The 12130-nt window shown below is 35.3% G+C and carries 15 protein-coding genes and 1 pseudogene; 13 read left to right on the top strand and 3 right to left on the bottom strand.

The window, feature by feature from the left end; all coding sequences use genetic code 11:
• Positions 1-250: 250 nt before the first annotated feature.
• From ACQKIM_RS11370 to ACQKIM_RS11350, 5 genes are all read left to right on the top strand, one after another.
• Positions 251-1102 carry a M28 family peptidase gene (locus ACQKIM_RS11370; protein WP_427543557.1) on the top strand — a complete coding sequence of 284 codons (852 nt, stop codon included), beginning with the start codon at positions 251-253 and terminating at the stop codon, positions 1100-1102.
• Positions 1086-1532 (top strand): hypothetical protein, encoded by a 447-nt coding sequence (locus tag ACQKIM_RS11365; protein ID WP_427543554.1) that lies wholly within the window; start codon positions 1086-1088, stop codon positions 1530-1532. Before ACQKIM_RS11370 ends, ACQKIM_RS11365 begins: the two co-directional genes overlap by 17 nt.
• A 53-nt stretch (positions 1533-1585) precedes the next feature.
• Positions 1586-1903, top strand: coding sequence for a hypothetical protein (locus ACQKIM_RS11360; protein ID WP_427543551.1), 318 nt, complete (start codon positions 1586-1588; stop codon positions 1901-1903).
• 175 nt (positions 1904-2078) lie between these two features.
• The gene (locus ACQKIM_RS11355; protein WP_427543548.1) at positions 2079-3128 is read left to right on the top strand and encodes a serine hydrolase domain-containing protein; all 1050 of its coding nucleotides are present in this window, start codon (positions 2079-2081) and stop codon (positions 3126-3128) included.
• Positions 3129-3210: 82 nt separating this feature from the next.
• Positions 3211-3648 (top strand): GNAT family N-acetyltransferase, encoded by a 438-nt coding sequence (locus ACQKIM_RS11350; protein WP_427543545.1) that lies wholly within the window; start codon positions 3211-3213, stop codon positions 3646-3648.
• Between the two features lie 209 nt (positions 3649-3857).
• Here ACQKIM_RS11350 and ACQKIM_RS11345 read toward each other — a convergent pair whose 3' ends face one another.
• From ACQKIM_RS11345 to ACQKIM_RS11335, 3 genes are all read right to left on the bottom strand, one after another.
• A complete protein-coding gene (locus ACQKIM_RS11345) occupies positions 3858-4835 on the bottom strand; it encodes an MFS transporter (protein ID WP_427543542.1) in 978 nt (325 codons plus the stop codon).
• A gap of 142 nt (positions 4836-4977) precedes the next feature.
• Positions 4978-5307: a MerR family transcriptional regulator gene (locus tag ACQKIM_RS11340; protein ID WP_427543539.1), complete on the bottom strand. Its 330-nt coding sequence runs from the start codon at positions 5305-5307 to the stop codon at positions 4978-4980.
• Between the two features lie 196 nt (positions 5308-5503).
• On the bottom strand, positions 5504-6514 hold the full coding sequence (locus ACQKIM_RS11335) for an alpha/beta fold hydrolase (protein WP_427543536.1): 1011 nt from the start codon (positions 6512-6514) through the stop codon (positions 5504-5506).
• Between the two features lie 134 nt (positions 6515-6648).
• Between ACQKIM_RS11335 and ACQKIM_RS11330 the strand changes: the two genes are divergently transcribed.
• The 8 genes and pseudogenes from ACQKIM_RS11330 to ACQKIM_RS11295 all read left to right on the top strand — a co-directional run bounded on the left by ACQKIM_RS11330 (position 6649) and on the right by ACQKIM_RS11295 (position 12020).
• On the top strand, positions 6649-7533 hold the full coding sequence (locus ACQKIM_RS11330) for a LysR family transcriptional regulator (RefSeq protein WP_427543533.1): 885 nt from the start codon (positions 6649-6651) through the stop codon (positions 7531-7533).
• A 199-nt stretch (positions 7534-7732) separates the two neighbouring features.
• Positions 7733-8119, top strand: coding sequence for an Rrf2 family transcriptional regulator (locus ACQKIM_RS11325; RefSeq protein WP_427543530.1), 387 nt, complete (start codon positions 7733-7735; stop codon positions 8117-8119).
• Positions 8120-8378: 259 nt separating this feature from the next.
• Positions 8379-9275, top strand: a pseudogene (locus tag ACQKIM_RS11320) (NAD(P)/FAD-dependent oxidoreductase).
• Between the two features lie 130 nt (positions 9276-9405).
• On the top strand, positions 9406-9720 hold the full coding sequence (locus ACQKIM_RS11315; RefSeq protein WP_427543527.1) for a thioredoxin family protein: 315 nt from the start codon (positions 9406-9408) through the stop codon (positions 9718-9720).
• A gap of 55 nt (positions 9721-9775) precedes the next feature.
• Positions 9776-10396, top strand: coding sequence for a hypothetical protein (locus ACQKIM_RS11310; RefSeq protein ID WP_427543524.1), 621 nt, complete (start codon positions 9776-9778; stop codon positions 10394-10396).
• Entirely contained in the window at positions 10366-10647 is a 282-nt protein-coding gene (locus ACQKIM_RS11305) for a hypothetical protein (RefSeq protein ID WP_427543521.1), read from the top strand. The genes ACQKIM_RS11310 and ACQKIM_RS11305 overlap by 31 nt, the downstream gene beginning before the upstream one ends.
• 29 nt (positions 10648-10676) lie before the next feature.
• Positions 10677-10802: a hypothetical protein gene (locus tag ACQKIM_RS11300; RefSeq protein WP_427543519.1), complete on the top strand. Its 126-nt coding sequence runs from the start codon at positions 10677-10679 to the stop codon at positions 10800-10802.
• 189 nt (positions 10803-10991) lie between these two features.
• Positions 10992-12020, top strand: coding sequence for a hypothetical protein (locus ACQKIM_RS11295; protein WP_427543516.1), 1029 nt, complete (start codon positions 10992-10994; stop codon positions 12018-12020).
• The last annotated feature ends 110 nt before the right edge of the window (positions 12021-12130 follow it).

The raw sequence follows: 12130 nt of genomic DNA, 5'->3' as shown, positions 1-12130 counted from the left end.
AGCATTTAGCAATGCCTCTTTTGTTTTATTTCCCTTTTTTTCCCTACCATCAATCATTAGAGTACCTCCTAGAGAATGGTTGTTACATTTTTTATTATTATATCATTTATCATAAATTAAATAACTTGACCGATTGGTTAGTTTTAAGTACAATTTTATTGACCGTTCGGTTAGGTTTTGGAAAGCCAAATTTTTTTTAGAAGTATCTGTATAAAACTTCATTTCAAGTAAAAGATAAGGAGAGAAGTAGATGAAAAAAAGAAAGTTACTTATTTTTGCGATATTACTTGCATTGTTAACGTCTTTTATAAGTTTTAGTCAATTTTTAAGTCCTTCTCAAGTTGAAGTAGGGGAAACAGAAAAGAATTTTTCATCTGACCGAGCTCTTAATTATTTAAAAGAAGTAGCAAAGGAACCACATCCTATAGGCTCTTCTGCGAATAAAAAGGTAAGAGATTTTATTGTCAAACATTTTCAAAATATGGATATTCCTGTTGAAATTCAATCAAAGCCAGTGAAGGATATAAATGGTGGGGAGTATGCTATAGAAATAGGTGCAGAGAATGTTGAAAATATTATTGCAAAAATCCAAGGAACATCCGGTGATGATAATGCGATTTTATTAACAGCTCATTATGATTCTGAAATAGAAACTCCTGGAGCATCAGATGATGGTTACGGTGTTGTCACAATTATGGAGGCGGCAAGAGCTTTAAAACAAATGCCAGCACCTAAAAATACAATTTATTTTGTTTTAACTGATGGTGAAGAGCCAGGTTTACTCGGAGCAAGTGCTTTGCAAGATCGAACGGATATTTTAGACGAAGTACGTGTTATGCTAAACTTCGAAGCAAGAGGTAATACAGGGGTACCGATTATGTTTGAAACGAGTTCAAATGATTTAAAGTTGGTGCAATTGTATAAGGAGACTGTTCCATATCCTGTAGCATACTCCTTTGCTTCTGAAATGTATAAAAAGATGCCAAATGATACAGATTTTACTGAATTAAAAGTAACAAAAAAATTAGGGTATAACTTTGCAAATATGGGTGGTTTAGAGGCGTACCATGCTGAGATAGATCGTTATGTTTGGTACTTATGATTCGGTGATCCTTACGTTAATGGTCTTACTTGCTATTGTGCTCTCGTTCTTTTTGGCGAAGTGGATTTCAAAAAAGTGTGGTGCTGTGAATTTCGTCATAAGCACGCAAGTTTTATGGATCGTATTAGCTGTGATTTCAAGTCTTACTTTCAAAGGTAGTAGTTACGCATTTACAATTCCAGCAATCATTAGTTTACTGTTGATTTTACCAATCCTAGTAAAAGTAAAATGGGCAAAAGGTGTGTATCACTATGTAGCAGTTGCAGGATGGACAATATCTAGTATTCTATTACTCGCGCCAATTAAGTATCTTATTTATATAGCAAAAACAATTAGCATAGCACCTATAATAGTAGTTATTACAACATTAATTACATTCCCAATCGTAGGAATTGTGAATTGGTTAACGACAAATGATGGGAAAGCATAATTGATTAAAAAAGTGGCGAAAAGCGAACGAATCCAATTTTGAACGGCAAACATTTGGCAATTTTTCATTCAATGGTGGAGGATTATTCGCAGTATGATGTAGAAGTATGCCAACCAATAATTGTAGAAGAGGAAGTAAAGGATACTAGAATAAAATTTTTTGAGGAAGCAAATTCTATCTATACAATACATATAGGTAATTATGACAGTATCAGTTATGCTTATAGTGCCTTATATGATTGGGCTCATTTAAATGGATATTGTTTAGATGGACCATTTATTGAAAAGTATTATACAGATGCATTTATTACACTAGATAGAGATGAATATGTCACAGAAGTTAGTATTGCTATAAAAAAAACGCTAATTTGAAGTGGAACCTACTTAGGATAAACGTGATGAAAATTTTGTTAGTACAAGCATCACGACTACCCTGTAAAGATTCCTCTTTATTTAAGTAAATAAAAATTTGAGGTTCACATAATGTGAGACTTTATAATGAGGCTATAACCTTATGGTAAAAATTTATTTTAAGAGGTGAATTTATATGAATAGTATATGTAATCAAACAATAGATGCAGCAATTCAACAATTATTTAATAACCTTTCACCAGATGAACCGGGCTGTGCTTATATTGCGAGTTTCGATGATAATGTAACTTATAAGGGGGCAGTTGGTTTAGATTCTATAGAAAAGAAACTACCCATTACAACAAAAACTGTTTTCAATATCGCATCCGTCTCTAAACATTTCACAGCATTCGCTATTTTGTTATTAGAGCAAGAAGGTAAACTAAGTTTAGACGATTCTATTTTGAAGTATATACCTTCTCTAGGGGAATATGCTGAATCTGTCACGCTAAGACATCTAGTTCATCATACTGGTGGATTAGTAGATTATATGGAATTGGCTGAAAAAGAAGGGGTTTCTGATAAAGAGAAATTAACTGCTGAACAATCTCTTGAACATCTTGCCAGCCATCAAATTGCAGATTTTCCTGCTGGAACAAAATTTGAATATAGTAACACAGGATATTTTTTATTATCTTTAGTAGTTGAAATAGCTAGTGGAAAATCTCTTCGTGAATTTTCAAAGGAACGTATTTTTGACCCTTTAAATATGAATGATACAGCAATCGTGGATAGCTATCCTATCAATACTCCGATTGCTCGTGGTTACACGAAGAATGAGCAAGGTGAATATGAAATTTATGAAAGTCCTTGGGAACATACTGGAGATGGAGAGGTTCATACAAATGTTGAGGATTTAGTAAAATGGGGACAAAACTTCGCTACAGGCATTGTTGGTGGGATTGAGCTTGTTAAAAGAATGGGTGAGGTAGGACCAAAAACTTCTTCAGCCGGTGAGCTAATTATTGATAATGAAGACTATGCTTTTGGCTTGTCTATCGGTAAAGATTTTGATAGTTCTTACTTGGAGCATTCTGGACTCTGGGCTGGCTATCCTTCTCACTTTATCTACTTCATAGAAGAACGTTTAACGATTGCGGTGCTAAGTAATATTGAGGATTTTGAAAGTGAAGAATATGCAATAAAAATGGCAGAAATTATTTTGGGGAAAAATGCAAAGAAATAAATATGAATCTCTGTTACTTATAAACCTTTGTCTTTTCTCTGAAAGGGAGCTAATAATCTAATTCAATAGGAGATTACATAAAATGAATATAACGCTTACTAATGTGGATAAAAATAATTATGAGGATGTTTGTGACTTATCTGTAGCAGAAAATCAGTATGATTATGTAGCAGAAAATATGTGGTCACTCGTTGAGTCAAAATTCAATCCTTCCTATCAAACACGCGCCATTTATTTAGATGAGAAACCTGTCGGATTTTTCATGTGGGTGCCTGAAACAACTAAAAGAATATCTATTTGGAGATTTATGGTAGATGAAAACTATCAAAACAAAGGTATCGGACGTAAAGCTTTGCAACTAGCCCTTAATGAAATTAAACAAACAGATGGATTAGAAGAGATTGAAATCTGTTACAATCCAGATAATCCTGTCGCGAAAGACTTTTACGGAAGCTTCGGTTTCGTTGAAGTTGGTATGGATCCAGAGGGTGAAGATGTATTAGCCATTATAAAAATTTAGTCCCTTACCTTTATAGATGGTGAGATGAATGCGAGTTTAAGTTTCCTTTCAGCGGGAGTCCAAACATCCGCTGACAGAAGTTAAAGTTTTCACACCATAATTATTTCATGGCAAGTAATCAAAATGGAGCGTGTTTTTATCAAATATTAAAACACGCTCTTTCAATTTTCATTCTGAACAATCTTACAAAGAAACAGGCAAAAGATTAACTAAAGTGAATTTTTATTTGATGTTACATTTTCATTTTTGTAAGCGAACAACCAGGCGGCTAGAAAAAGTGCCAGTAGGACCATTGTAAGTCCAGACCAACTAAGATTATCTATAGAAAAACTGCTGATCACCAGCCCCCCGATAGCCGAGCCAAGAGCAAAACCGAACTGGATAAACGAAGTATTGACGCTAAGAGCAATATCTGGTGAATGTTCTACTAATGATACCAAATACAACTGCTGTGCTGGGGAGGTTGCCCATGTTGCCACCATCCATATCATAATCAACGGAATGATAGCATAAATCAAGCCGTCTGCCCAAGACACAAGCAATAACATTCCGGCTTGGATGGAAAGACCAGTATAAATCATGAACTTCGGTCCTTTTTTATCAGCAATTACTCCTCCAAATTTGGAGCCGAAAAAACTGCAAAGTCCAAAAATTAACAGAATTCCGGAAAGTGTAGCACCCGAAAATTTCGCATTTGCTTGTAAGTAGGGAGCGATGTAAGTAAACAACGTAGAGTATCCCCCAATATAGAACAGTGTAATGGCAAGAGCAAGAACAATCTTTTTGTTTTTCAAAATTGACAGCTGCATTCCGATCGAAAAAGTTTTTTCCTCAGTAATAGACGGGACTTTAGTAAAGACTACCAGCAATGGAATCAATGTTAGTATTCCTATAAGGATGAATAATATTCTCCAGCCAACAACTTCGCTTAGAAACGTGCCTGCTGGAACACCAAGAACAAGAGAACTGCTTAAACCCATCAGAATAGTACCGATAGCTCGACCCCGATTCTGTACTTCCACTAAACGAGTCGCCACAGCCATTGCAATAACAGTAGCAGCTCCACCGCTAACGCCTTGAATCACTCTTGCCAATAATATCATGTCAAAAGAGGGACTGAAATAGACTAGGGAGCTACTCAAAATAAAAATACCGAGCATAATTAACAATATTTTTTTACGATCCACCTGAATGGTTGCCGCAATTTGAAAATTTTGAAAAGGGTTGGGATATCGTCAAGTGTTCCTGGTGAAGCATATGTAATCATGTGCATTTCTTCAATGCACTTAATAACAACTTCCTGGTCTTTATCCATCCTACCTTCACGCTCTACAAGCTGTATTCGTTCTTTAACCTGGGCGAGCTTGGTCCTTTCAATATCAAGCAGTTGTCGATTTCACTTTCTTTAAGTCTAAGCATGCCACGAATCTGTTCAGCAGATATTTCTTCTTGAAGAAGTTGTGCGATTTGTTGTAGTGTAAACCCTAATTCTTTAAAAATGATGATCCGATTAATCTCCAGCAGCTGTTCGGCTGAGTAGTACCGATACCCAGTCGATTTATCTGTTTTGGTAGGCTTTAAGATTCCGAGCTGATCATAATAACGCAAAGTTTGCAGTGGAATTCTGCTTAGTCTGGAAAATTCGCTGATTTTAAACATTTTTTCACCTTCTCTTTTTTTATTTCGCTATGAGTATATACCCTCTAGTTAGCTATAAAGTCAAGAGCTCAGTCAAACTTCCACGAAAATTTTTGATGTAGATCGCTTTATTTAGTAAAAAGAGATCTTAAAAACGAAAACCTAATTGAAGAAATCAAATATCAGTAGTTTGTTATTAGATACGGAAAGACATTTATCATAACTGCAAAAATTGTTTCAAATGGTTGTCTATCACGAGAGAATCCTGTTCGTTTTGACCGATTCCAAAGCAATGTCCCCACTTGGATTCGATTGGTTGAAAACAAACATTAGGCATATGTTTTACTTCATATGCATTATCCTCAGGAGGGAAGAACAGATCAGTCAATCCTGGCATAACAAGAGCAGGAGCGGTGATCTTGTTTAATGCCTGTTCAAAATTTTTGTTGTCTTGAGGATTGGCACTAATATCCCCGTTGATCCCTGTACGTAGCATAGCAATTAAGTCGTTGGCGTCAAAGGAAAGGAACACTTGATCCCAATAGCCTTCCAGATATGCCTTTAACGTCGAGTATCCTTCCACCTGATAGAGCTGCTCCAAATAATAAGCTTGAGAAAATCCCCAAGGAGCATAGGCACGTCCCATCGCGGCGAGTCCTCTTGTAGGCTGATGGGTATAGAAGCCTTCCTTCCAATTGGAGTCCGCTTGCAATGCTGCAATAAGCCCCTCAAAAACAAGCTGTGCATGTGGCCTCGTCTTTGCTGTTCCACCAAACGGTGCAATCCGCTCGACCATCTCAGGATAACTTGTTCCCCATTGAAAGGTTTGCAGCGCTCCGAGCGACCAGCCAACGACTAGAGCGATTTTCTTAATACCAAATTTCTCGGTTATGAGCCGATGTTGTAGCTGAACATTATCATAAATCGTAATGAGCGGGAGATTAGCTCTGTCAAAAGGGGCTGGTGTATTGCTTGGGGAGGAAGAAAGACCATTCCCTAACATATTAGGTACAATAATAAAGTATTTGTCTGGATCGAGAGCTTTACCAGGTCCAATCAACCACTCATTATCAGTGTGCTGACCAGCAAACCAGGTAGGGTAGACAATTACATTTGACTTGGTGGGATTTAAAGTTCCATAGGTTTTATAGGCAAGAAAGGCTTGAGGTAGCTTTTGACCAGATTGCAGTATGACATCTCCTAGTGAATAAATTTCGTAATCTTTCATAATTCAATTCTCCTTTGTTAGACAAGATTTAGTGTTGAAGCTTGATTTTTACTCTACGATACTGCTACCATCAAATCAACGAAACGTTTTTGACTATAACGTTCAATTTTTTTGAATTAAGAGGAGCTGTCTCATTGGAAATCCGCCAACTTAAAACATTTTGGATGCTTGCTTCCACACGCAGTTTTAGCCGCACTGCCGAAGTATTGAACTATGTTCCGTCTACTATAACCATGCAAATCAAGGCTTTAGAGGAAGAATTGGGCGTTAAACTATTGGATCGCTTGGGCAAGAGTGTTGTATTAACAGATGCAGGCCAGCAGTTGTTGCCCTATGCTAATAAAATTTTAAATGATATAGAGGAGGCTCGGTATGTCTCAAGTCAGAGCGGAGAATTAACTGGTACGGTTACAATTGGTGCAGACGAAGTGCTCTGTACATACCGTCTACCCGCATTACTTCGGGTTTTTCGCGAACGATATCCGAACGTACGTCTTTTGTTTAGACCCTTGTCTAGTCACAATTTGAAACAGAGTCTGAGGGAAGGAAATGTTGATGTGGTCTTTATGCTGGATGAACCTGTCATATCTAGGGATCTTCATACAGAGTTATTAATGGACGAACCATTTCTTATGGTAGTTTCACCCGATCATCCATTAGCTACACGCTTAACATTAAGCATAGAAGATTTTAATAGAGAGCAAATTTTATTAAGTGAAAAAGGTTGCTCTTATCGGACTTTCTTCTATCGCACGTTATTGAGAAAAGGGGCAGATAGCTTGACCGAGCTGGAGTTTAATAGTGCAGAGGCCATTAAACAATGTGCTATGGTTGGGCTTGGCATTGCCTTACTACCGCAAATGGCGATAAAGGGAGAGTTAGAGCGGGGAGAGCTAATCACTTTACCTTGGGATTTATCTGAAATACAATTTGCTACTCAAATGCTGTGGCATCAAGAGAAATGGATTTCACCATCAATGAAGGAATTTATCGAATTGGCAAGAAGTGTATTAAAATAGAGTATAGTGAAGAGCATATTTAATATCCCCGAATGTTAGGGTACAAATGTATTTTTAAAAGAAACAACATGTAGCCAAATATTGCAATCGAAATTATGAACGATAATTCAATTCTTTCTATGAGACATAAAAATTGAAATAATAAAAATTCGGTGATATTATGGATATGTAAAGTCTCTAATTGAGGTGAATAACAGTTATGAAATATTCCAAAGCTACAAATTATGCACTACACACAATGCTTTTTCTTGCAAAGGAAACACCAAATAAACCAATGGGTGTCCAACAATTAGCTGAGATGCAAAATGTTTCTCCCACATATTTGTCTAAAATCCTCACCAAGTTAGTCAAAGAGGGTATGATTAACTCCGTATCGGGTGCTAATGGTGGATATACACTTCGTCACAATTGGGAAGATATTTCATTTTTAGATATTATACATGCAATTGAAGGCAAATCTTCGTTGTTCGATTGTTGTTTATATAACGATCCTAAGTGTGTAATTAAAGAAGTAATGCTATCTGCAGAAGAAAAACTGGAGAATGAGTTAAGAAACAGAAAAATATCGGATTTTGTGAAAAAATAGTCGTGGATTTATAGTCCACCATTATTTTTTGAATGATTATAGATATAAGGAGTCTTTTAAGTCTTCGGATGTTTTTATACTCTGAACTTGGATTCTTTTTGGTTGCTGATCTTCTATAAATTTTCAAGCGGTTATATCTTAGAATCATTCTGTTTTTTAACTTTAATTTGAGCTAGAATACATGTTGTATGCTGTAGAAATTGAGATTTTTAACAGAAACAACATGTACTCTAAATAACTTGTGGAGGAGATTTACATGATGGAATTATTTGATTGTGCAGTTATAGGTGCAGGTGGCGCTGGTTTAAATGCAAGCTTGATTTTAGGGAGGTCCCGTAAAAAAGTCGCTTTATTTGATAATGGAACAAATCGGAATCGTGTTACACATGAATCACATGGATTTCTTACACGTGATGGCATTAAACCAGCAGAGTTTAAAGAAATAGCTTTGAAAGATGTAAAAAAATACCCTTCAGTCCATTTTTATCAAGGCACAGTTATGAATATAACAAAGCAAACAAACGGGTTGTTTAAAATTGAGACATTAGAAAATACAGAATATGTTGCTGAGAGAATAATATTGGCAACAGGTGTTCAAGAGGAATTTCCATCGATTCCAGATATTAAAAATTATTATGGGAAAAGTCTATTCAGCTGCCCAACTTGCGATGGATGGGGGTTGAGAGATAAACCTCTAATTATCATCTCGGAGGATGAAGAACAAACCCTTTTTAAAGGAAAGCTTTTATATAACTGGTCAAAAGATTTAGTAATAGCTACAAATGGTCATGAAGTTTCTGCTCCAACATTGAATGAACTTCAAAGAAAAGATATAACTGTTATTTACTGAACCTATTCATAGCTTGAGTGGTGAGGACGGTTATTTAAACAAAGTAGTGTTTAGTTCAGGACTTGAAATCGAAAGAGTGGATGATTTATTGTACCTAATTTTATGCGACCAAATCAATTTGCAGAGCAGCTTGGTTGTCAATTAAATGAAAATGGTAGCATTGTGGCAGATGAGGCAGAGCGAACGTCACAGGAAAATATTTATGCAGCGGGGGAGACAGCAAAATTAGGTCCGTCTTCATTAATAATTGCTGCTGCTGAAGGTTATAAAACCGCAATGGCAGTTGTTTTCGATAGTACAACTTAAAAATTTTATTTTAATTATGGATATTAAAGGTCTCTAATATTTATTGAAGGGGGAATTGTTGATTCAAATAAATAACACTTAAAGCATATTATATCTTTAAAATTTTTATTTCCATGAAGGGGGAAAAATTATGGCAATTGTTCATGTAACAACAAAACAGGAATTAGGAGAACACCTAAAAACTAAAAAAATGGTGATCATAAACTTTTGGGCTGAGTGGTGTAGTCCTTGTAAAATGTTCGGAATGGTTTTAAATCAACTTAATGAAGAGTGTAGTGATAAGGTGAAAATTATAAGGGTGAATGTTGACAAAAGCCCAGAGCTTGCGGCGAAATATCAGGTGCTTGGGATTCCTCATTCTCGTTTGATTATTCATAATAAATTACAAGAACCAATTGTCGGATATGTTCCTTTTGAAAATCTAAAGCAAATTATTGGAGTTTGATTCGTCATAAAAACAGGAGGAAATAAGATGGAGATTTTTGAGTGTGCAATTATAGGTGGAGGACCGGGCAGGATTAAATGCAGCATTATTGCTAGGTAGAGCGAATCGATTAGTAGCATTGTTTGATACAAATAATGACCACCTTGCATTCGAGCTTCAAGAAAGTATTTCAAGAAATGGAAATGCCTCTATTGAATTTATGCAAGCAGCAAAAGAAAAATTAAATCAATATCCAACTATTCATTCCATCGTTAGTCAAAGCGTTACGGCTATTAAACAGTCAGACAATAAGCTTTTTAAAATTTATACAGAAGATGGCGAGAATTTTCTAGCTGAGAAAATTCTTTTGACAGATGGTACTAAAATACAGACAGCAATCCCAAATATTAAGCAATATTATAATAAAAGTATTTTTACTTCTCCATATGGCTATGGCTGGGAATTGAAGGAAAGAAAATTGATTTATATAAATGAAACAGGTGATGTTGCACGAACTGCAAAAATAATTTTCAACTTATCAAATGATTTAATCGTGGCAACAAACGGTCATGAAATAAAGGAAAATGAAAAGAGAGAACTAGAAAATAAAGGGATAAATGTGATCACCGATAAGATTAAAGAAATGAAAGGGCATAATGGGGGGTATTGGGTAGTGTCGCCTTTCAAGATGGGTTAGAAATTGAGCGGGAGGCAGGCTTTATTACCCCATCCATTTATACAACAAATTCCATTGGTCAAGGATTTTCTTGTGATTTAGATGAACATGGGTTAATCGTTGTTGATTATTTTGGAAGAACATTAGAAAAAGATGTGTATGCAGCTGGCGATGCTGCTCAGCCTGCACCAACAGAAATTGTTCTTTCAGAAGCAACGGGAATTCAAGTAGCAATAACAATTAATTCAGATATTTCAATTGAAAAATTTTAACTTTGTTACTTAAAGGAGCCTTATTTAGAATGATTCAACGTGATAAAGCTACCATGGTGCAAACAATCACAATTATCTTACTTCATGAGCGAAAATCCTTTAATCTTATTGATCCAGAAAAGTTTGAAACGACAATTGTTTCACGGCAAAAATAGTACGTTTCCAAAGCCATAAAAGGATACCTCGAAGTGAAATAAAATCATTGCTAGTAGTAGTAATGGGTTCATTTATATAAAATGTCTGCTTTTTATCATAGGCAGACATTTTTATATAGAGAGAAAACAATGCTAGCATTTATGGTAATATAGAACGCGATAAGTTATGCATGAGGAGGCTTGAATTAGGTGGTAGAACCTCTTTCACAAGAAGAAAGAAATTATTTATTATCTCTTGTTACAGAAGAACAGAGAATCTTTTTAGAGCATAAACTAAAACGAGGTAGGGAAACAATTTTCGGGAATTTTATGCTATCTGAAAAGGTTAGTGCACTCAAGTCGACAGATGAAATTGTTTTGTTAGAGGATGAGCAAAATGCCGCTGATTGGAAGATTATTAAATACCATGACTACGGGTTCAGAAATCGTGAGGGGAAGTGTGCATGTGGCCGTTCTTTGAGATACGAATTTACAGTACAACATTCTAAGACTTTAAAAACTATTACATATGGGAAGGTTCATCTTGTGGATTTTTTAAACCTACAGGTAAGAGATATAAATGAAGTTGTGAATGGATTAAGGATAATTGATCATGAACTAGATGAAATGTTAAGAAAAATAAGAATTAAAGACTATGGGTATAAAGTTTTAGATGAATTATCTAACAAAATCAATATACCATTGGATATACAGGAACATATAGAATATAAGGTACCATTATTAAATAGTCAGTTTAGGCGACTTTTGAAAATAATTAAAGATCAAGAGAAAAATAGACCAAAGGAATCGTTAAACGTAGATCATCTGAAGATTTATGAGAAGGTGAGCCTCCTAATTGATGAGCGACTTCAACAAGAAAAAAATGAACAACAAGCTAGGGAACAAAGGTTAGTGGAAATTGTGAATAATCAGCTTCCTATCCATCCAACATTAAAAGAAACTGCTTATTGTCTAGTAAAGAATGGAGTCACAAGTTCTACTGAAATTAGTCATCTAATTAAAACCTATTATGATGTGGATAAACGAATTTCTAGAGGGAGACTGCAAAGACCTTATATTTATATGGATGTTGTATTGGCTTGTATGGAATATGCAAAACAAGGATTTCTTATTTTTGATGAAGAATCCTCAGCGATAGATGACTGCATTTTTTATATAGATACTCAAGAAATTCAAATTTATGATGAACAAGAAGAAATACAAATCACTCTTTTTTAACTAGCATTTTATCTAGAAGAATTAAATTTATACCACCCTGATTTAGGTTTACTAATAATAGTTTTAAAAAGATTCTTTCGTTTACGTTTATTACATCAATAAGTAATCAA

The organism is Lysinibacillus sp. NPDC047702 (genome assembly GCF_050272555.1).
In the GTDB taxonomy this organism is placed as follows: domain Bacteria; phylum Bacillota; class Bacilli; order Bacillales_A; family Planococcaceae; genus Lysinibacillus.
The sequence above is the reverse complement of the archived record's forward strand: the minus strand, read 5'-3'. Positions and strand labels throughout refer to the sequence as shown.